At 41.0% G+C, this 21,298-nt stretch carries 15 protein-coding genes and 1 pseudogene; 8 read left to right on the top strand and 8 right to left on the bottom strand.

Annotated features, from left to right (window positions below; translation table 11 throughout):
• The first annotated feature begins 43 nt into the window (after positions 1 to 43).
• Both pflA and ACYUCW_RS03015 read left to right on the top strand, forming a co-directional pair.
• The gene (pflA, locus tag ACYUCW_RS03020) at positions 44 to 784 is read left to right on the top strand and encodes a pyruvate formate lyase 1-activating protein (RefSeq protein ID WP_004244575.1); all 741 of its coding nucleotides are present in this window, start codon (positions 44 to 46) and stop codon (positions 782 to 784) included.
• 357 nt (positions 785 to 1,141) lie between these two features.
• Positions 1,142 to 2,047, top strand: coding sequence for a BPSS1780 family membrane protein (locus tag ACYUCW_RS03015; protein ID WP_004244574.1), 906 nt, complete (start codon positions 1,142 to 1,144; stop codon positions 2,045 to 2,047).
• Between the two features lie 72 nt (positions 2,048 to 2,119).
• On the opposite strand, the gene allD is transcribed toward ACYUCW_RS03015, so the two are convergent.
• A complete protein-coding gene (gene allD, locus ACYUCW_RS03010) occupies positions 2,120 to 3,169 on the bottom strand; it encodes an ureidoglycolate dehydrogenase (RefSeq protein ID WP_004252018.1) in 1,050 nt (349 codons plus the stop codon).
• Positions 3,170 to 3,567: 398 nt separating this feature from the next.
• Here allD and ACYUCW_RS03005 point away from each other — a divergent pair, with 398 nt between their 5' ends.
• Positions 3,568 to 3,915: a hypothetical protein gene (locus ACYUCW_RS03005; RefSeq protein ID WP_049209992.1), complete on the top strand. Its 348-nt coding sequence runs from the start codon at positions 3,568 to 3,570 to the stop codon at positions 3,913 to 3,915.
• Positions 3,916 to 4,079: 164 nt separating this feature from the next.
• On the opposite strand, the gene serS is transcribed toward ACYUCW_RS03005, so the two are convergent.
• The 5 genes and pseudogenes from serS to lrp form a co-directional block, all read right to left on the bottom strand.
• The gene (gene serS, locus ACYUCW_RS03000; protein WP_004244571.1) at positions 4,080 to 5,369 is read right to left on the bottom strand and encodes a serine--tRNA ligase; all 1,290 of its coding nucleotides are present in this window, start codon (positions 5,367 to 5,369) and stop codon (positions 4,080 to 4,082) included.
• A gap of 133 nt (positions 5,370 to 5,502) precedes the next feature.
• Positions 5,503 to 6,853 (bottom strand): annotated as a pseudogene (locus tag ACYUCW_RS02995) (replication-associated recombination protein A).
• Between the two features lie 10 nt (positions 6,854 to 6,863).
• Positions 6,864 to 7,469, bottom strand: coding sequence for an outer membrane lipoprotein chaperone LolA (gene lolA / locus ACYUCW_RS02990; RefSeq protein WP_004244569.1), 606 nt, complete (start codon positions 7,467 to 7,469; stop codon positions 6,864 to 6,866).
• Between the two features lie 112 nt (positions 7,470 to 7,581).
• Entirely contained in the window at positions 7,582 to 11,445 is a 3,864-nt protein-coding gene (locus ACYUCW_RS02985; protein ID WP_460408194.1) for a DNA translocase FtsK 4TM domain-containing protein, read from the bottom strand.
• Positions 11,446 to 11,551: 106 nt separating this feature from the next.
• Complete coding sequence (gene lrp / locus ACYUCW_RS02980) at positions 11,552 to 12,046, bottom strand: leucine-responsive transcriptional regulator Lrp (RefSeq protein ID WP_004244566.1); 495 nt, start codon at positions 12,044 to 12,046, stop codon at positions 11,552 to 11,554.
• Between the two features lie 542 nt (positions 12,047 to 12,588).
• Here lrp and trxB point away from each other — a divergent pair.
• From trxB to infA, 5 genes are all read left to right on the top strand, one after another.
• Positions 12,589 to 13,548 carry a thioredoxin-disulfide reductase gene (gene trxB, locus ACYUCW_RS02975; protein ID WP_004252032.1) on the top strand — a complete coding sequence of 320 codons (960 nt, stop codon included), beginning with the start codon at positions 12,589 to 12,591 and terminating at the stop codon, positions 13,546 to 13,548.
• Between the two features lie 141 nt (positions 13,549 to 13,689).
• A complete protein-coding gene (cydD, locus tag ACYUCW_RS02970) occupies positions 13,690 to 15,459 on the top strand; it encodes a heme ABC transporter permease/ATP-binding protein CydD (RefSeq protein WP_460408193.1) in 1,770 nt (589 codons plus the stop codon).
• 2 nt (positions 15,460 to 15,461) lie between these two features.
• Positions 15,462 to 17,213: a heme ABC transporter ATP-binding protein/permease CydC gene (gene cydC / locus ACYUCW_RS02965; RefSeq protein ID WP_004244562.1), complete on the top strand. Its 1,752-nt coding sequence runs from the start codon at positions 15,462 to 15,464 to the stop codon at positions 17,211 to 17,213.
• 1 nt (position 17,214) lies between these two features.
• Positions 17,215 to 17,907, top strand: a complete 693-nt coding sequence (gene aat, locus ACYUCW_RS02960) for a leucyl/phenylalanyl-tRNA--protein transferase (RefSeq protein ID WP_049203584.1) — start codon at positions 17,215 to 17,217, stop codon at positions 17,905 to 17,907.
• Between the two features lie 319 nt (positions 17,908 to 18,226).
• Positions 18,227 to 18,445 carry a translation initiation factor IF-1 gene (gene infA / locus ACYUCW_RS02955; protein WP_004244560.1) on the top strand — a complete coding sequence of 73 codons (219 nt, stop codon included), beginning with the start codon at positions 18,227 to 18,229 and terminating at the stop codon, positions 18,443 to 18,445.
• A gap of 119 nt (positions 18,446 to 18,564) precedes the next feature.
• Here infA and clpA read toward each other — a convergent pair whose 3' ends face one another.
• Both clpA and clpS read right to left on the bottom strand, forming a co-directional pair.
• Positions 18,565 to 20,859 carry an ATP-dependent Clp protease ATP-binding subunit ClpA gene (gene clpA, locus ACYUCW_RS02950; protein ID WP_004244559.1) on the bottom strand — a complete coding sequence of 765 codons (2,295 nt, stop codon included), beginning with the start codon at positions 20,857 to 20,859 and terminating at the stop codon, positions 18,565 to 18,567.
• A gap of 30 nt (positions 20,860 to 20,889) precedes the next feature.
• A complete protein-coding gene (clpS, locus tag ACYUCW_RS02945; protein ID WP_004244558.1) occupies positions 20,890 to 21,204 on the bottom strand; it encodes an ATP-dependent Clp protease adapter ClpS in 315 nt (104 codons plus the stop codon).
• Positions 21,205 to 21,298: the final 94 nt, after the last annotated feature.

The raw sequence follows: 21,298 nt of genomic DNA, 5'->3' as shown, positions 1-21,298 counted from the left end.
CTTTGGGGCCTTTTTATCTAGACAGTTTTGGAGTAACCCTGTTATGTCCGTACTTGGTCGTATCCACTCATTTGAATCCTGCGGTACTGTTGACGGTCCCGGAATACGCTTTATTGTTTTCTTCCAAGGATGCCTAATGAGATGCCTCTATTGTCACAACCGTGACACATGGGATACTCATGGTGGGCAAATCGTCACAGTTGATGAATTAATGAAAGAGGCAGTGACTTATCGTCACTTTATGAATGCCTCTGGTGGTGGCGTTACAGCTTCTGGTGGTGAAGCTATCTTACAAGCAGAATTTGTACGTGATTGGTTCCGTGCTTGTAAAAAAGAAAATATCCATACCTGCTTAGATACTAACGGTTTTGTACGCCGTTATGATCCTGTCATCGATGAATTAATGGACGTGACTGATTTAGTCATGCTGGATTTAAAACAAGTGAATGATGACATTCACCAAAAACTGGTTGGTGTTTCTAACCAACGTACACTGGAATTCGCCCGCTATTTAGCTAAACGAGGCCAAAAAACCTGGATACGTTACGTAGTTGTGCCCGGTTGGTCTGATGATGATGATTCTGCTCATCGTTTAGGCGAATTTATAAAAGATATGAAAAATATCGAAAAAGTCGAGCTTCTCCCTTACCACGAATTAGGTAAACATAAATGGGTTGCTTTAGGAGAAGAATATAAACTCGATGGTATTCATCCACCGTCAAAAGAGACGATGGAAAATGTTAAAGCAATTATTGCATCTTATGGTCATAAAGTGATGTATTAAGCTTTTATACACCCCCATTTTAAAAAGCAGTGCACAATGTACTGCTTTTTTTATGTAAAACTGCCATCAAGTTTTCCCCTCCCTGCGGCATGTTCTTTTGAGAAAGCGCCAGCCACTAAATTAAAAAATATTGTTTTCCATACCTCAAATAAAGATATTTTTAATAACGACCATTGCAGTTAATTATGACAATATAAAATTGTTACTCATTCTAATGGTCATTTAGAAGTTTCTAAGATTATCCTTAAGCATTCTTTAGTTTAATAGTATTGATTAATTACAAAATAAAAAGATATGATATGAATTATAAAAAGTTATATTTATAAACAATTAATTATTTTTAAGGCAGAGAAAAAAATGGAACAAGATAATAGTTCATCGCTTACGGAGCCAGAAGAGGTGTTTACGCCAGTTCCTCTACAAAGAGGTGCTTCAGGGGCAACCGAGTGGTTAGGTATTGGCTGGGATTTAGTTAAAGAGCGCTTTTTTATGTGGGTAGGCGCTGTAATTATTTACTTTCTTGTTAACTTAATTATCTCTTCTATCCTTGGATTTATCCCACTTATTGGGCCGATTATCTCCCCGTTTATTTCAGCTGTATTAGTTGCCGGGCTTATGATGATAGCCCATCAGCAATATGAGACTGGTCAGCTAAATCTGGATAATTTATTTTCTGGTTTCCAGAACAAACGCTACCTTAGCATCATGGGTGCTTATGGTATTAGTGTGCTTATTATCTTAGCAGGCTTTATTTTAGCACTATTAATCAGTGGTTCATTATTGATGGAAGTTGCTCAAGCCGCTCTTAATGATGCACCAACCTACTATATTCAAGGCTTATTGGCTGATAACCTGACACCAATTACGTTTTCTTCTATCATTATTATCATTTTTAGCTTAATCAGTACTGCCTCTTATTGGTTTGCCCCTGCCTTAATTTTAGTAAATGACTATAAAGCTATCCCTGCCGTTAAAGCCAGTTTTATGGCGGTTAAAAACAACTTATTTGGTGGCTTTCTATTCTTTGTGCTGTTAAGCATCATTATTGGCTTGAGTATTATCCCATTTGGATTAGGCTTATTTATCACTATTCCACTCTCTTTTACTGCAATGTATGGATCATATCGCCATATTTTCTATCAGAAAAATATGGGTAATATGACTAATAACCATACTGATAACAATGACAATAATGGTGATGGTGGGAATAAAGTTTCTTTAAATAAAACCGCAGAATCGAATATCGGTAAATTAGTCAGTTAAATATTTTATAATTTTGGATAACCCAAAAACAGCCACCTAATTAATGGATGGCTGTTTTTTTATTAATATAACTTAGCTGGCAAATGGATTTTTATTATCATAAGATTGATTAAATAATACATCAGAATTTAAGTAATGATAAATTTCGTCAACGATTTCTATCCCCTCTTTTTCGCTTCGCTGCGCTGCAAGCTGACTATTTTCCCCAGGATATAATACCCGTTCAAAACCGATTGCAGGCTTAATACTATGTAGCTCAGCCATTACTTGAGAAATGTGTTTTTTAAATAAATCAGCATCAGTGAAGAAAGCAGGATTAATCACAATGTGGAGCTGGCCTAATTCACGACCTTGTGTCAAATCATGATACATAGAGCTAACATGTTTACCAAAGGGTAATCCTAATAAAATGCCAGACAATACATCAACCATCATCATCAAGCCATACCCTTTTGGTCCCGCAATAGGTAATAAACCTTTTACTGCAAAGGGATCACAGGTTGGTTTGCCCGCTTCATCTACCGCCCATGTGTCAGGAATGTCACTATGTTTAGCCCGCGCATCGAGAATTTTACCCCATGCCTGCACCGTCGTCGCCATATCAAAGGTAATAGGTTTATCATCTGCACTCGGGGCTGAAAAAGCGATAGGATTAGTGCCATAATAAACTTCAGATCCACCAAATGGCACTACCATAGGATCCGATTGGCAAAGTGAAATACCAATCATTCCAGATGCAGAGGCTTGTTCTACAAAGTAGGATAACGCCCCACTATGACCAATACGTCTAACCCCAACAACAGCAATGCCTTTCTCTTGTGCCATATTAATCGCGTGCTCCATGGCCTGCTTAGCAGCAACATGTCCAGCACCATTATCACCATCAAAAATCGCACTACAAGGTCCTGTCTCTTGATAAGTAAACTTAGGATGCGTATTTGTTCCTCCCTTACTAATGCGCTCAGCATAATATTCCACACGTACAGCACCATGGGAATGAATTCCTTTCACATCAGCATGAACTAATACATCGGCAACAATGTCTGCATGGTTTTCATTCAGTCCTGCATTATGTAACTTATTTTTGATTAATTGGTGTAACTGCTGTTTAGAAATTATCATACAATAGGCTCTTTAGTAGGGTTCTAAATAAATAGAAAAGTCATAAGATAATTGAAATTAACTTGAGCGATAATTTTAATGTAGCAGTATAGAGATGATCTGCTGTGATCAGTTTAACCAATAGCGAATTGCATTATATTTTTATTTAATCTCACTTATTTTAGTAAGAATTTTTTAATAATCATCTGTTTTTTCTGCACCTGATAACTGTTATTAAATAATATTAATAGCAATAAAACGCTCTTTTATTAAAAAATCATCAGTAAAAAACTACCTGCTATTATTTATTAATAATGTCACCCTTCATCTGTATCAAAGAGAAAAATGATATGTTTCTTTTGATCATTTAAGTCCATTTAGGTAGTCTGTAATAACAATTATTATTTGTGGAATAAAGAATGATAAATAAAGAAATGTTAAAGAACCTAAAGTATTTTGAAAAAACTCCATTGATTCATCATATTAATTATTCCCTAACTGAAGATGCTAAAAAAAATATACTAAACGGCTGGTTACCTGCATGTATGGAAGATAAATGGCTTTCATATAGTATAGAAAACTGTGTCTATGTTCATCGCAGTTGGAGTGGCCATTTAATGTATAAATTCACTATTGATAATAACACCATTGATTTTATAGAAATTGCAATGGACGATTTTGTTGATATGACAAATGAAAGAAAAATAGAAGTATTTTTCTCTTTGTTGCCTTACTTATCTCAACCTCATTTAGGTATTAGATACTGAAGCTAGTATATAGCCAGAATATAAAACATTAATAAAATTATACTCAGGTTAAAAGGTTAATAGAAATTACCACCACTAGTCTTTTGATACTTTTTATACCATTAAAAAACCCCCTGTTTAGTAGGGGGTTTTAATATTATAACCACTGAGTAATTAGGTTTTTATTAACCAATATACTCAAGGCCATTCATATAAGGACGTAAAACTTCTGGAATTTCAATACGACCATCAGCAGTTTGATAGTTTTCCATAATGGCGACTAAAGTACGCCCTACAGCTAAACCTGAACCATTTAAAGTGTGCACAAGTTGAGTTTTCTTGTCACCTTTAGCACGGAAACGTGCTTGCATACGGCGTGCTTGGAAATCCCAGCAGTTAGAGCATGAAGAAATTTCACGGTAGGTATTTTGTGCCGGTACCCACACTTCTAAGTCATAGGTTTTACGTGCACCAAAGCCCATATCACCTGTACAAAGTACCACTTTACGGTAAGGCAGATTGAGCAATTGCAACACTTTCTCTGCATGGCCAGTTAGCTCTTCTAATGCATCCATTGATTTTTCAGGATGTACAATTTGTACTAACTCTACTTTATCAAATTGGTGCATACGGATCAGACCACGTGTATCACGACCATAAGAGCCCGCTTCTGAGCGGAAACATGGCGTATGTGCAGTCATTCGCAATGGTAGTTCGTCTTCTTCGAGAATAACGTCTCTAACCATATTGGTAACAGGTACTTCTGCTGTTGGGATCAGCGCATATTGGCTTTCAGACTCTTCTTCAAGTGGTTTGGTATGGAATAAATCACCACTGAATTTAGGTAACTGTCCTGTGCCATATAAAGTGGCATGGTTAACTAAATAAGGCACATACATTTCTTGATAGCCATGTTGTTCTGTATGCAAGTTCAGCATGAACTGGGCGATCGCGCGATGTAAACGTGCAATTTGACCTTTCATCACAACAAAACGTGAACCGGTGATTTTCACGGCAGATGGGAAATCTAAACCATCAGTGAGTTCACCTAGAGTAACGTGATCTTTTAATTCAAAGTCATAAGTCTTTGGTTCACCCCAACGAAATACTTCAACGTTCTCGCTGTCATCTTTACCATTAGGCACAGAGTCATGAGGCAGATTCGGTAAAGTTAACGCATAGTCACGAATGTCGGCTTGCAGTTTATCTAATTCCGCTTTTGCCGCTTCAAGTTTTTCACCTAATTGGTTAACTTCCTGACGAAGTGGCTCAATATCTTCACCACGCGCTTTAGCAGCACCAATAGACTTCGATCGGGAATTACGTTCTGCTTGCAGGGATTCTGTTTCAACCTGTAACACCTTACGGCGTTCTTCTTGTTGACGAATTTTTTCCACATCGAGGGTAAACCCCCTGCGAGCCAGTTTTTCGGCGACCGCGTCTAGCTCATTACGCAGTAGATTTGGATCGAGCATGCTTATCCTGTGCTTATTGATAGATTAATAAAAACCTTATCTCCTATCATTCTCTTGTTTACCTATCGCGAAGATACCTGAGATAAGGGGTAGTTAAAAAAATTACTAATGATTGAATAACCTTACCGCATCTTTACAATTTGCGATAGCGTTTTGTCACACTATTTTGATCTTGCTGAGAAAGCCAGTCTAATTTCTCAGCAAGCTTGATCTCTAACCCTCGATTAACAGGGTGATAATAACGCGTTTGTGCCATTTCAGCAGGAAAATAGACCTCTCCTGCCGCATAAGCATTAGGTTCATCATGAGCATAGCGATACTCTGCACCTAAGCCCATCTCTTTCATTAATTGCGTTGGCGCGTTACGTAAATGTGCAGGTACATCATAATCAGGTTTACTTTTCGCATCTGCCAGTGCGGCTTTATAAGCGGTATACACGGCATTACTTTTCGGCGCACAAGCAAGATAAACAATCGCTTGTGCTATCGCACGTTCACCTTCTGCAGGGCCTACCCGCGTAAAGCAATCCCATGCAGCGATGGCAACTTGCATAGCACGCGGATCTGCATTACCGACATCTTCTGAAGCAATAGCCAGTAAGCGACGAGCAACATACAGTGGATCTCCCCCCCGCAGTGATGATACGAGCATACCAATAAAGAGCTGCATCAGGTGCCGAGCCACGTACTGATTTATGCAAAGCAGAGATAAGATCGTAAAATCGATCACCTTTATTATCAAAACGGGCGCTACGTTCACCACTAATTTCTTTTAGTAATTCCGCTGTTAGTGTTCGTTTGCCTTGGCTATCGACTTCTGCCATATCAGCCATCATTTCAAGCAGGTTGAGTGAACGGCGCGCATCACCATTGACTAATTCAGCAATCATTTTGCGTGTATTATCAGGTAAAATAATATTACGCCCACCTAATCCACGTTCAGTATCATCTAATGCTTGCTGTAATACCTGTTCAATGTCTGTTTCTGTCAATGAGCGTAGCAGGTAAACTCGTGCACGTGATAACAGTGCCGAATTTAATTCAAAAGAAGGGTTTTCCGTTGTTGCACCAATAAAAGTGATAGTGCCATCTTCAATATGTGGCAAAAAAGCGTCTTGTTGGCTTTTATTAAAACGATGAACTTCATCAACAAATAGGATGGTTCTACGCCCCGCATTTCTATTTTGGTGCGCTATGTCAATGGCGGCCCTGATCTCTTTGATCCCTGACGTCACCGCAGAAAGTCTTTCTATATCCGCTTGGGCATAGCGCCCGATAATTTCAGCTAATGTGGTTTTTCCTGTACCCGGTGGTCCCCATAAGATCATTGAATGCAATTGGCCTGCTTTTATCGCCCGTGGTAGCGGTTTACCTTCAGCGAGTAGATGCTTCTGCCCAATATACTGTTCTAATGTTTCAGGCCGCATTCTCGCGGCCAGAGGTTGAAATTCATTTTGTGAAAAGTCGAGTGATAAATTACTCAAAATAGCCTCACTAGCGTTGGTCATCCACCGTCACACCCGCGGGTGGTGTAAAGCGGAACGCTGATGCATCAATGGGGGCGACCTTTTGTGCCGTTAATTGGTATTGGCTGACTTGCCCATCTTGCTCTGTAGCCGCAAATTGTTGGATTTGACCATTAGGTGAAACGGTAATAGAAAAGTGCTTTAAATTGTTCTCTGTTTTAGGGGTTAATTCAAAGCGATCACCATTTTGCTTAACATCGTAATTTTGCCATTCTTTACTATCATTACGCGCAATCAACATAAAAGGGGTATTCGTTGTGGCACTCTCTAACCAAGTTGCCGTCACTTGTTCGACAAATGGGTTATAAAACCACAATGTTTTACCATCAGAAATTAGTGTGCTCTCATCCGGTGCCGTCATTTGCCAATTAAACAGATCAGGACGCTGTACTTTTAAATGTCCTTCCCCTTTTTGAATTAACGCACCTTCGTTACTGGTCACCGTTTGACTAAAGTTAGCCTGAAAGCTATTCACTTTATTAAGACGTTGTTGTAAGTCTTGACGAGCATCCGCCCAAGCGGCTTGGCTACCAAACAACGCGATAGCACAGACTGTGAGTAATACTTTTTTCATTCAACACGCCTCTGACTGAGATTACGCCGACATCATGTCGGCGTATAAGTTATAGTGATAATTATTAGATTATCATGCTGATTTAAGCGCTGATAACTCTGTTTTCAAGATCTTACATTTCTGCTGGCGGTGGTGATAATACATCACGCGTATTATTGTGATTAGGTGCACTGACAATACCCTGCATCTCCATCTGTTCAACAATTCTGGCTGCACGGTTATAGCCTATTCTAAATTGACGCTGTACACCGGAAATGGAGACTCGCTGTTTTTCAACCACAAATTCTACGGCCTGATCAAATAGCGGATCAAGCTCTTCACCATCATCATAACCACCACCATTGCCACCTTCGCCTTCTTCACCACATTTGGTAATGGCTTCAATATATTGAGGTCGGCCACGTGCTTTCCAGTCTGTTGCAACCGCATGTACTTCATCATCGCTGACAAATGCACCATGTACACGCTCTGGCATATAGCCATTAGGGGCATAAAGCATATCACCCATACCTAACAAGGATTCGGCACCACCTTGGTCTAAAATAGTGCGCGAGTCGATTTTACTCGATACGGTAAATGCGATGCGACTTGGAATATTCGCTTTAATTAAACCAGTAATAATATCCACTGAAGGGCGCTGAGTGGCTAATACTAAGTGAATTCCCGCCGCACGTGCTTTCTGTGCTAAGCGAGCAATTAATTCTTCCACTTTTTTACCCGCGGTCATCATTAGATCAGCAAACTCATCGACGATGACAACAATATAAGGCTCTTTTTCTAACATAGGCAACTCAGGTGCCATGCTGTCAGAAGGTTTCCATAGTGGATCTGGAATTGGACGCCCCATGGCTTCCGCTTCTTTAATTTTTTCGTTATAGCCCGCAAGGTTACGTACCCCTAATGCGGACATTAATTTATAACGGCGTTCCATTTCTGCGACACTCCAGCGCAAAGCACTCGCAGCATCTTTCATATCTGTCACCACTTCGGTTAACAGATGCGGAATACCTTCATAAACCGATAATTCCAACATTTTCGGGTCAATCATAATAAAGCGTACATCTTCTGGCTTCGCTTTATAGAGAATGCTGATGATCATCGCATTCACCCCAACAGATTTACCCGAACCTGTAGTACCTGCAACCAGTAAGTGAGGCATTTTAGCCAAGTTAGCAACCACAGGTTGCCCACCGATATCTTTCCCTAATACCACAGTTAATGGTGAACGACTGTCACGGAATGCATCACTATCTAATAGTTCACGCATATAGACGGTTTGGCGTTTTTTGTTTGGTAACTCAAGCCCAACATAAGGTTTGCCCGGTATAACTTCAACAATACGCACTGCCGTCGTGGAAAGTGAACGTGCTAAGTCGCGGGATAGATTTGAAATACGTGCAGCTTTTACACCAGGCGCTAGCTCTAGCTCAAAACGGGTGATCACCGGGCCCGGTGAAATACCAACCACTTTTGCTTTAACACGGTAGTCATTTAAACGCGCTTCAATTAACTTACCAATACGCTCAAGCTCAAACATATCAACAGGTTCATCATCCATAGGAGGAGAGGTTAATAAGTCAAGTGATGGCATTGGTGTTGTTGGTTTTTGTAACGGCCTATCATTGCGCATTAATAACGGATGAATTAATGACTGTTGCTGTTGCTGTTGCTGTTGCTGTTGCTGTTGCTGTTGCTGTTGCTGTTGCTGTTGCTGTTGCTGTTGCTGTTGCTGTTGCTGTTGCTGTGCAAAATGTTGAGCCATCTGTGCTTGAGGCTCAATAGGTGTTTGCCCTACAGAAGATACAGAAGATACTGGCTCTGCAGGGGTTACCATCGGCGTAAAAACAGGCTCTGCAGGCTCTTCATCTAACAAATCATCCACCGGTGATAACGAGCCTAATGCATCAAGATTTTCTTGTAACTCGATAGTCGGTGTGTATTCCTCTTCTTCATCATCACGAGGTGATACTTGTAAGAATGCATCACTGTTAGGATAAAGAGTGCTGTTATCAGTCTGTTGAGTAACAGGGGTAGATTGAGACGCAAAAGAGTGCTGAATATGGGGATGATACCCTTGTGCCGAGACTGGCGTTTCGGATGCTCCAGTCGTGACTGATGGCAATACCTCGTCATCTTCATCCTGTAAAACATCCTCACCGTAGCGTTCTTGCAGTTGTTGCTTAAACTGCTCAGCGAGGTGTTGCTCATACTCATCACTCTCCTCTTCTGTTTCTTGCGCAGAAAAGGTATGGGTATCAATGAAAGGTTGATTATCAGACTCGTCATACTCGTCATATGTTGACTGCGAGCTAGATGTCGCTGATGACATCGTGATGGTTGGCTCAACATTTTGTGTTGCTGATGTATCCTCACCATAGCGCTCACGTTGTTGCTCAAGAAATTGCTGACGTAACGATTGTTCGAAATTAGCCTGCTCTTGTATATCCGCTAAATCGTCTTCATGATCTTGTTGAAGCGCTTCTTCACGGCGGCGTAATTCCGCCTCACGTTGTGATGGGATACGAATACCATAAAGCTCTCGACGCGTTGGTAATCGTACAGGATTTGGTCGAGGTAATTCAGGCCCTAATCCTTGTTTAACTTGTGCACCGTGACTGACTATTGCTGCTGTTGCCACACTGGCAACACCGGCGGCTGTTTGAGTTAATGAAGCTGAATTGCTATCTGTTGATGTAGCTGATGTAGCAGATGGCGTAAATAGTGATGCACTATGGTCGCTATTATCCGCCGCTGTTTTTTGCGAGACAATTGGCGCTTCGTTTGTCTCAATAGGTTTGTTTTCCGTCAATGGCATGGTTGTCGGTACTTCTTCTGTCACGACACTATTGTCTGCCATAGAATCAGAGGAATGCGCTTGTTGCTTAAGAAATGCCGATGGTATTTCAAAGCGATAGTGTTCAGGTTCAGGCTCAGTGACTGGGCTAGCGTCATGAGTAGCCATAATGGATGGCGGTGTTACTTCTGCATCATGGGTTGTGGCATGCGTCGGTTGTTGATTATCAACAATATGCTCTGCCCGCTCTTTGCTCTCGTGCGCCTCAGCGATAACTGTCTCTGTGGCTGAAATCGTTGGGGTTGCAGATCCGCTAGCAACTTCTGAAGTTTCAGTTATATCATCATGTTGTGGCGTGATCGCCATTTCTTGCTGACGCGCTAACTCAAGGGCGGAAGGTGCAGAAAAGAGAATATCATCACTATCTGGTTCTATTTGCGCAGAAAGTTGATGTTCTGGCTGGGTGTTGTTATCCACCAGCGCCTCAGGATCTGCCTGAGCAGGATCGGCGGGTTCTTCATAATCATCATAATCAATATCTTTTTGACCACGATTAGTAATAAAAGCAACCGCACCTAAGATAACCGCACCAATCTTTTCGGTAATCGTCAGCCATGACCAGCCAGTAAATAGCGTAAAGCCTATCGCCCATACTGATAGTAGCGCCAGTGTTGCACCTAGCATATTAAACCAAGGTAGCAATGCCTTGCTAAATAAGCTACCAATCACCCCACCAGAGCTAAAATTGTAGATATCATCAAAATTAAGATCAGCTAACGCACAAGATGTAAGAACCAGAGCCAAGGCACCAATTGTACGTAATGCAAGGGAGAAAAAATCTGTGTATTCACGATTTTTTTGATGACGTAATGCATTCCAGCAACCAAATACCACCACAATAGGGATTGCATAAGCAAGCAAGCCAAATGCTGAAAAAAGGATATCAGCAAGCCATGCACCAATATTGCCACCTAAGTTTTGAATAGGTTCATTCCACGTGGTTTGTGACCAACTCGGATCGGCTGGATGGAAGCTCAGTAAAGAAATCATTAAAAAGATAGCACCAATGCCTATCAAAATAAGAAGGGCTTCCCAAATACGACGGCGGTTACTTATCTTAGTAAAACGAATATTTTTATCTTCTGTATATTCCTGGCTCAAAGAGGGCTCTCCAGGTTTCACTTAAGGTTTAAACGGAACAACGCTGAGATAACCCAGCGTTGAAACTGTATACATAAACAGGAGTGTACCTAACTTTATCCTGTTTTGCACTAACCTATTAGCAGGCTTAGCGTGTTTTAATCACTAGGCGATTGCTTTGTTTTACTTCTTCCATCACCACATAAGTGCGGGTGTCGTTTACACCAGGAAGACGTAATAGCGTTTCGCCTAATAATTTACGATAAGCAGACATATCAGGTACACGAGTTTTCAACAGATAGTCAAAGTCACCAGAAACTAAATGACATTCTTGGATCTCTTCAAGTTTTTGAACAGCCATATTAAATTGTTCAAAGACATCTGGTGCACCACGGTTTAATGTGATTTCCACAAATACCAACAGAGATGCATCTAGGTAATGAGGGTTTAATAGCGCAGTATAACCAGAAATAAATCCTTGGCGTTCTAATCGGCGTACACGCTCTAAACATGGGGTTGGTGATAAACCAACGCGTTTAGACAGCTCAACGTTTGAGATACGACCATCTTTCTGAAGCTCATTTAGAATATTCCGGTCTATTCTATCAAGATCTTTACCCGGACGTTTTTTATTATCAATCATCTCTATACTCTCTTTCTCTTTTTCTCTTACTTTATTTTCCTATACCCATACCTGTACACCTTCAGCATCATATTGAGACCTCGGTATCAAACGGTCAGAGCAAACTACCAATCTATTTTTATTTAATGCCAGATAAAACAATCATTTTATCCAAATTTTTATCTATTCATCTTGCAAAAGCACTATCCTATGCCCTGTCTGTCTAAAAATAATACCTATTACGTCTGAGGATAATTATCTTTTACAGTCATGTTTTCGCAAATGTACAGCGGATTGTCAAAGCAAATGAGCAAAAATCAGAACAAGGCGCTATGTTATTGTCTATATATGCAAGATAAACAGCAATTGTAAAGCAAAATGTTTCAGGTTAATTCGATGATGTTAACGCAATATAACTCTATAATTATTAAACTATATTACTATTAACTATTGCTAAAATAGTTAAAATATTATCGCTATTTCCCTTTCTTGGCTTTTTTTAACGTCTTATTTCTCCTACAATCGCTCAATTCGCATCAAGCCTAATCAAAGATGAGGTATCCATGAGCACCATCAAACATAGCAAACTTATTATTTTAGGTTCAGGTCCTGCCGGCTATACTGCAGCAGTTTATGCAGCACGAGCTAACCTAGAACCCGTGCTGATTACGGGTGTTGAAAAAGGAGGACAGCTCACTACCACAACTGAAGTTGAAAACTGGCCTGGCGACCCTGAAGGATTAACTGGTCCTGGTTTAATGGATCGCATGTTTCAGCACGCTGAAAAATTTAATACCGAGATTATCTCTGACCATATCAACAAAGTCGATCTGAAAAACCGACCTTTCCGCCTATTTGGTGATGAACAAGAATATACTTGTGATGCCTTGATCATTGCAACAGGGGCATCAGCACGTTATATCGGTTTACCTTCTGAAGAAGCATTTAAAGGCCGTGGTGTTTCTGCCTGTGCAACCTGTGATGGCTTTTTCTATCGTAACCAGAAAGTTGCTGTTGTCGGTGGCGGTAATACTGCCGTAGAAGAAGCACTGTATTTAGCAAATATCGCCTCAGAAGTGCACCTAATCCACCGCCGCGATTCATTCCGCTCTGAAAAAATCTTAATTGACCGTTTAATGGACAAAGTTAACAGTGGCAATATCATTTTGCATACCGATCGTACCTTAGATGAAGTGTTAGGTGATGATATGGGTGTCACTAAAGTGCGCTTAAAAGATACGAAAAGTGATAAAACCGAAGAGCTAGAGGTCATGGGCGTCTTTATTGCTATTGGTCATAGCCCTAATACGGCAATTTTTGAAGATCAATTAGCCTTAGATAACGGTTACATTAAAGTTCAATCCGGTACGCAAGGCAATGCTACCCAAACATCTATTGAAGGTGTTTTTGCCGCAGGTGATGTAATGGATCATATTTATCGTCAAGCCATTACCTCAGCTGGTACAGGTTGTATGGCTGCTTTAGATGCAGAACGTTACTTAGACGCACTAAAATCTAACTAAAATCCTCACTTCCTTTCAAGGCGCTATTTCAGTAGCGCCTTTTACCATGTAACATACTAGCTTGGTCGTTAAAGAGTAATCATTATTATTCTTGGCGTTTTTGATACTTTGTATCTCACCTGCAGATTTGAATCTTTTCTCATGGATAAAACTAAACAAAATGAATTGGTTCGATGGCTGAAACAGCAAAGTGCTCCAGCCCGCCATTGGTTACGGCTATCAATGATTTTAGGGGTAGTCAGTGGTTTATTAATTATTGCGCAAGCATGGTTATTAGCCATTCTACTACAAGCGTTCATTATGGATGGGCTAAGTCGTGATACACATACGACTACTTTCCTTATCCTTATCAGCATCTTTATTTTACGCGCTGTCGTGATGGCGATACGCGAACGTGTAGGCTATCGCTGTGGTATGGCGGTCAGACAGCAAATTCGCAAAATAGTACTTGATAGACTTGAAGCGCTAGGCCCTGTATGGGTCAAAGGCAAGCCCGCAGGAAGTTGGGCAACGATTATTCTAGAACAAATAGAAGATATGCAAGATTACTATGCGCGTTATCTGCCACAAATGTATCTCGCCTCTATTGTACCTTTGCTTATTCTTATTACCATTTTTCCTATTAATTGGGCCGCAGGATTAATTCTTTTTGTCACAGCTCCTCTTATTCCTTTATTTATGGCGTTAGTTGGCTTAGGCGCAGCAGATGCTAACCGGCGTAATTTTCTTGCCTTAGGTCGCTTAAGTGGCAACTTCCTTGATAGATTACGTGGTTTAGATACATTGCGCCTATTCAACCGTGGTGATGCAGAAGTAAAACAGATAACGGATGCAACGGAAGACTTTCGTAAGCGAACCATGGAAGTGCTACGTATGGCATTTCTCTCTTCTGGCGTATTGGAATTCTTTACCGCCGTATCCATTGCGGTCGTCGCGGTCTATTTTGGTTTTTCCTATCTTGGAGAATTGAGCTTTGGTGATTATGGGTTAGGCGTGACGTTATTTTCTGGTTTTTTAGCCCTGATCCTTGCCCCTGAGTTTTTCCAACCATTACGCGACTTAGGCACCTATTATCATGCTAAAGCACAGGCGGTAGGTGCAGCTGGCTCCTTGGTTGAGTTTTTAGAAGCCGAAGGTGAACAGCCCCAACCTACGGGTAATCAAACTATTAATACCGACCAAGGTATTGAAATAGTTGCCCAGCAATTAGAAATTTTGTCACATCAAGGAGCCAAACTGGCAGGCCCTCTTAACTTTACCATTCATCCCAAACAGCGTATTGCGCTGGTCGGGCAAAGTGGCGCAGGTAAGAGCTCATTACTTAATGTGTTGTTAGGTTTTTTACCTTATCGTGGCTCGTTAACCGTCAATGGTGTTGAGTTAACTCAACTCTCTCCACAGGCATGGCGCCAATGTATCAGCTGGGTGGGACAAAACCCTAACTTACCAGAGCAAACCCTGCTGGATAATATTCGTTTAAGTGATCCGAACGCCAGTGAAACGAAGATAAATAAAGCTATTGAAAAAGCTTATGTAAATGATTTTATTAACGAATTACCGGATGGTTTAAACACCATTATTGGTGATAATGCAGCCCGTCTTTCTGTTGGTCAAGCCCAACGTATTGCGGTAGCTCGCGCCCTTTTATCACCTTGTCACTTTTTATTATTAGATGAGCCAGCAGCAAGTTTAGACTCTCACAGTGAACAGCGTGTAATGCAAGCGCTTAATGAAGCTTCATTACATCAAACGACACTGTTAATTACCCACTTATTAGAAGAAACGATGGAATATGATCAGATTTGGGTAATGGAAAAAGGGCAAATCATTGAAACTGGAACTTATCAGTCACTCAGTCAACAACATGGTGCCTTTGCTCGTCTTCTTGCTCATCGTAAAGAGGAACTTTGATCATGAGAGTACTGCTTCCTTTTCTCGCGTTATACCGCCGTCACTGGTTTATGCTGTTACTGGGTATTTTGTTGGCAATTTTAACATTATTAGCCAGTATCGGCCTTTTAACACTTTCTGGCTGGTTCTTAGCGGGCACGTCATTAGCGGGTTTTGCGGGCATTTATAGTTTTAACTATATGTTACCCGCCGCTGGGGTACGAGGTGCGGCAATATTTCGTACTGCGGGGCGTTATTTTGAGCGTCTTGTCAGTCATGATGCCACCTTTCGTGTACTCTCACACTTGCGTGTTTTCACTTTTAAGAAAATTTTACCGCTCTCTCCTGGGGGGATCGCCCGTTTTCGTCAAGGTGAATTACTTAACCGTTTAGTGGCTGATGTTGAAACCTTAGATCACCTTTATATTCGGGTGATCTCACCGATAATTGCCGCCTTTGTGGTTATCATGACCATTATGTTTGGGCTTGGGCTTATTGATGCTCGCTTAGCAAATACGCTAGGTGGTATTATGCTCACCCTGCTGGTGGTATTACCTTTTGTATTTTATTATGCCGGAAAGCCCATTGGTCGTGATCTCACAGATCTAAGAGGGCAATATCGCACCGTACTCACCAGTATGTTACAAGGGCAAGCTGAATTAACAATTTTTGGCGCCCTTCCCCGCTTTAGACAAAATTTAGCGCAACTTGAAGCACGCTGGCTGCGCCGTCAAGCACAACAAGCTAACTTAACTGGTTTATCTCAATCGCTAATGATTTTAGCCTCGGGATTAACCGCCACACTGATTTTATGGTTAGCTGCCGATGGTATTGATGCCCACTTTATGCCAGAAGCACTCATCGCTCTCTTTACTTTCTGTGCATTAGCGGCATTTGAATCGCTCGGCCCGGTGACTGTCGCATTTCAACATTTAGGGCAAGTCATGACATCGGCTACGCGTATTACGCATTTAATTGAGCAACAACCCGATGTCACCTTCCCAGCCCAAGGGGGAGAGATAAAACCGAGCGCCTCATTAACACTACGGGATGTCTGCTTTACCTATCCTAATCAACCCATGCCTGTGATCAATCATGTTGATCTCACCATTGAAGCAGGACAACATGTGGCATTACTGGGTAAAACGGGTTGTGGTAAATCAACACTCTTACAATTAGTCAATCGCGCGTTCGATCCCTCTCAGGGCGTGATCACATTAAATCATTTATCTCTTGCTGATTATGATGAAGCGACATTACGTTCAATGATGTCTGTTGTACCTCAACGTGTGCATGTTTTTAGCCATACTTTAAGAGAGAACTTAATTATGGCAAAAGAAGATGCGACAGATGAAGAGCTTACTCATGTTCTACGCCAAGTTGGTCTTGAACAACTGGTCGAAAATGATGAAGGTTTAAATGCATGGATGGGTGATGGTGGAAGACAGCTTTCTGGAGGCGAACAACGACGTTTAGGGCTGGCAAGAGCCATACTCCATAATGCACCACTTATTTTACTTGATGAGCCAACAGAAGGTCTTGATGCAGATACAGAGCAACAGATCCTCGCGCTATTACAGCAACATTGCCAAGGCAAAGCGGTATTAATGATCACCCACCGGCTTTCTGGGTTAGATAAAATGGATAAAATTTGTGTGATGGATGGCGGTCACATTGTCGAAACCGGCACGCATCGTCAGTTATTACAACAGCAAGGTCAGTATGCTAAATTTCATCAAAGACAAGCATTGTTAATGCCACATGATGAGGCGTAATATGCCGTTGTTTCAATTAGATGAACACGATGTGACTTTTCCTGCCCCCCATTTGGCTTTAAAAGAGCCAAGTGGGTTATTGGCAATTGGTGGCGATATTTCCCCTGCTCGTTTGAAAGAGGCTTATCAAACGGGGATTTTCCCTTGGTATACACCTCATGAAACGCCGTTATGGTGGTCACCCGATCCCCGAGCCGTCTTACCCGCAGGAACATTGCATATTGGTCGTACGTTACGTAAGTTTTTACGCCAAGCGCCTTATACCATCACCTTAAATCAGGCATTCTCTGATGTCATTGAGGCCTGTAGTGTACGTGATGAGGGAACTTGGATAGGCCCTGATATAAAAAACGGCTATCGGGCATTGCACCAACAAGGAGAAGCCCATTCGGTAGAAGTTTGGGAGGGCGACGAATTGGTCGGTGGTTTATATGGGGTTAACGTTGGTGCCGTTTTCTGCGGTGAATCAATGTTTAGTCGTCGAAATAATGCTTCTAAATGTGCCTTTGTTGCTTTTTATAACCATTTTCTGCGTTATGGGGGTCAACTATTTGATTGCCAAGTGTTAAACTCTCATACGGCAGCATTAGGTGCGATAGAAATTGCCAGAGATCGCTATTTAGAGGCGCTATCTCGTTGGAAAAAGGTGATTATTGATAAAAAGTGTTGGTATCAGCAATCGTTGGAATTATAATCACCACTCGTTTTTGTAAAGCCCATCAGATTTTAAATAGAATTTCACTGCTGTGGTCTATACAAAAATTCATCTTGCACATCCAAAGTGTGGTTTGGATGTTGTTATTTTATTGCAATAAATACCGCACAATAAAGAATTATGACTTGTGTTATTAACCTTGTTTTTCAGCAACTAAAACACAAGTAACGGTAAGGAATATTAACTTGTTAGCAAAGCAAACATCTTTGTTAACCAATAACATTCCTTTACATAGGACAATATTTTCGGCATTATCTTGCCGTTTAAAAAATATGGTTATTAAAACTTAGAGGATTAGATGGCCAAAGAAGACAACATTGAAATGCAAGGCACTGTACTGGATACTCTGCCAAACACGATGTTCCGTGTAGAATTAGAAAACGGACACGTCGTTACCGCTCATATTTCAGGAAAAATGCGTAAAAACTATATTCGTATCCTGACAGGCGACAAGGTTACCGTTGAGCTGACCCCATATGACCTGAGCAAAGGCCGTATCATCTTCCGTAGCCGTTGATCCCAATCCATTCTCTCCCGCAATATCATCATTTCGGGTGAAAAAAAACACCACAGGCAAAGCATGAATTGATGCTGACCTGTGGTGTCTGCTTTTTAGCCTAAGATAAACCGCTATTATTAAATAACGGTATCTTCTTTTTTAGCCAATTTTTCTTGGCTAGTAAATTGGTACTGTAATTTATTTTCTTGGTCATTTAAGGTCACAGAAACCGAGCCGCCATTAACTAACGAGCCAAACAGAATTTCATTGGCTAATGGTTTTTTCAGATTTTCTTGAATTACGCGCGCCATAGGTCTTGCTCCCATTGCTTTATCGTAACCTTTATCACTTAACCATTGGCGAGCTTCTTGACTTACCTCTAGCGATACCCCTTTATCATCCAATTGAGCTTGTAACTCGACAATAAATTTATCAACCACCATAGCAATAATATCGGCTGATAGCGCATTAAACCAAATAATGCCATCTAAACGGTTACGAAACTCTGGGGAAAACGCTTTTTTGATTTCAACCATGGCATCAGTGCTATGATCTTGTTCAGTAAACCCTATCGATTTACGTTGCGTTTCATGAACACCCGCATTGGTTGTCATCACCAAAATCACATTACGAAAATCAGCTTTACGGCCATTATTATCAGTAAGTGTTCCGTTATCCATCACTTGTAGCAGAATGTTAAACACATCGGGATGTGCTTTTTCAATCTCATCAAGTAACACTACAGAATAAGGGTTTTTAATCACCGCATCTGTGAGTAATCCACCTTGATCAAAACCAACATAACCAGGAGGTGCCCCAATTAAACGACTTACCGTATGTCGTTCCATATATTCAGACATATCAAAGCGCAGTAGCTTAATATTAAGCGCTTTCGCCAACTGGACCGTTACTTCTGTTTTACCCACCCCAGTAGGTCCGGCGAATAAGAAAGAGCCAACCGGCTTATTCTCTTGCCCTAAACCTGCTCGGCTCATTTTGATAGATTCAGCCAAGGCATGAATAGCTTGATCTTGACCGAACACCAACATTTTTAATTGGTTATCCAGATTTTTTAGCATTGACTTATCACTGCTAGAAACCGTTTTTTCTGGAATGCGGGCAATTTTTGCTACTACCGATTCAATATCAGAGACATTAATCGTCTTTTTACGTTTACTTGGTGCAATTAAACGGGTTTTCGCACCGGCTTCATCAATAACATCAATGGCTTTATCAGGAAGGTGTCTATCAGTAATGTATTTAACCGATAAATCAACAGCTGCCTGAATTGCCTTATTGGTATAACGCACATCGTGATGTGCTTCATACTTCTGACGCAATCCCTTAATAATCAATACGGTTTCATCTGCCGAAGGCTCAATTACATCAATTTTTTGGAAACGACGAGCCAAGGCGCGATCTTTTTCAAAGATCTGACTAAATTCTTGATAAGTGGTTGAACCAATCACACGAATACGACCACTTGATAATAGTGGTTTAATTAAGTTAGCGGCATCAACTTGTCCACCAGAGGCGGCACCAGCACCAATGATGGTATGAATTTCATCGATAAATAAGATACTTTTTTCATCTTTTTCAAGTGTTTTCAATAACGCTTTAAAGCGTTTTTCGAAATCACCACGATATTTGGTTCCTGCTAATAAAGATCCAATATCAAGAGAATAGAGCGTGCAGCCTTTCATCACATCAGGCACATCATTTTGTTCAATACGCCATGCGAGCCCTTCTGCAATTGCCGTTTTACCGACACCCGATTCACCGACCAGTAATGGGTTATTTTTACGTCGACGACATAAGACTTGTATCGTTCTTTCTAATTCCGCTTGACGGCCGATAAGTGGATCAATTTTACCCTGACGCGCCAACTGGTTTAAGTTAGTGGTAAAATTATCCATGCGATCATCGCCTTGTGGCATCTCTTGTTGAGATTGTGCATTTATATCGCCCATATCAGACTGATCATCACTGTTTTGTTGATCATCTTTTAAAATGCCATGAGAGATAAAATTAACCACATCAAGACGGCTAACATCATGTTTACGTAGTAGATAAGCGGCGTGAGACTCTTGCTCACTAAAAATCGCCACTAGCACATTGGCACCGGAAACTTCATTTTTACCTGAAGATTGCACATGGAACACAGCACGTTGTAATACACGTTGAAAACTCAAGGTTGGCTGTGTTTCTCTATCGACATGCTCGGGTAAAATAGGTGTCGTTTTACGAATAAAGATTTCAAGCTCTTCGCGTAAGACTGCTAAATCGACTTTACAAGCTTCCAATGCTTCACGCGCCGATTTGTTACTTAATAGCGCCAGCAACAGGTGCTCTACAGTCATAAATTCGTGTCTGTTATCACGGGCTTTCGCGAATGCAATGTTAAGACTAAGCTCTAATTCGTGATTAAGCATAAGCACCTCCTCCTTAAAAGACTCACCGGACTACGCTTTTTCCAGTGTACACAAAAGTGGATGGCCATTCTCTCTGGCGTATTGATTCACTTGTGCAACTTTAGTTTCAGCGATATCCGCACTATAGACACCACACACTCCCTTCCCTTTATGATGAACGTCCAACATAATTTGTGTGGCTTTTTCTTCGTTAAGAAAAAAATACATTGTTAATACTTCTACAACAAAATCCATGGGGGTGTAATCATCATTATTCAAGATCACCTTATACATCGCAGGTGGCTCATTTAACTGAGAGACCTTCTCCCCTAGTGTAGTTTCTGTTAAAAAATCAAACTGACCCATTGTTATGTGTTACTCATTGGTTTGTTAAACGTCACGACTCACTATGACATTCAGTTTACCATCTCATAGGAAAGTCTGCCTATCAACGGTTTTT

The sequence above is a fragment of the Proteus sp. MB838 genome, from assembly GCF_054767435.1.
Note: the sequence above shows the minus strand (reverse complement) of the source record. Positions and strands in the feature narration are given on the sequence as shown.

Excerpts from the sequence above, each read along its gene's own strand:
- lrp (WP_004244566.1), bottom strand. The coding sequence starts at position 12,046 with ATGATTGATAATAAAAAACGTCCGGGTAAAGATCTTGATAGAATAGAC.
- clpS (WP_004244558.1), bottom strand. The coding sequence starts at position 21,204 with ATGGGTCAGTTTGATTTTTTAACAGAAACTACACTAGGGGAGAAGGTC.
- pflA (WP_004244575.1), top strand. The coding sequence starts at position 44 with ATGTCCGTACTTGGTCGTATCCACTCATTTGAATCCTGCGGTACTGTT.
- trxB (WP_004252032.1), top strand. The coding sequence starts at position 12,589 with ATGAGCACCATCAAACATAGCAAACTTATTATTTTAGGTTCAGGTCCT.
- cydD (WP_460408193.1), top strand. The coding sequence starts at position 13,690 with ATGGATAAAACTAAACAAAATGAATTGGTTCGATGGCTGAAACAGCAA.
- ACYUCW_RS03005 (WP_049209992.1), top strand. The coding sequence starts at position 3,568 with ATGATAAATAAAGAAATGTTAAAGAACCTAAAGTATTTTGAAAAAACT.
- infA (WP_004244560.1), top strand. The coding sequence starts at position 18,227 with ATGGCCAAAGAAGACAACATTGAAATGCAAGGCACTGTACTGGATACT.
- clpA (WP_004244559.1), bottom strand. The coding sequence starts at position 20,859 with ATGCTTAATCACGAATTAGAGCTTAGTCTTAACATTGCATTCGCGAAA.
- serS (WP_004244571.1), bottom strand. The coding sequence starts at position 5,369 with ATGCTCGATCCAAATCTACTGCGTAATGAGCTAGACGCGGTCGCCGAA.
- ACYUCW_RS03015 (WP_004244574.1), top strand. The coding sequence starts at position 1,142 with ATGGAACAAGATAATAGTTCATCGCTTACGGAGCCAGAAGAGGTGTTT.
- cydC (WP_004244562.1), top strand. The coding sequence starts at position 15,462 with ATGAGAGTACTGCTTCCTTTTCTCGCGTTATACCGCCGTCACTGGTTT.
- allD (WP_004252018.1), bottom strand. The coding sequence starts at position 3,169 with ATGATAATTTCTAAACAGCAGTTACACCAATTAATCAAAAATAAGTTA.
- lolA (WP_004244569.1), bottom strand. The coding sequence starts at position 7,469 with ATGAAAAAAGTATTACTCACAGTCTGTGCTATCGCGTTGTTTGGTAGC.
- aat (WP_049203584.1), top strand. The coding sequence starts at position 17,215 with ATGCCGTTGTTTCAATTAGATGAACACGATGTGACTTTTCCTGCCCCC.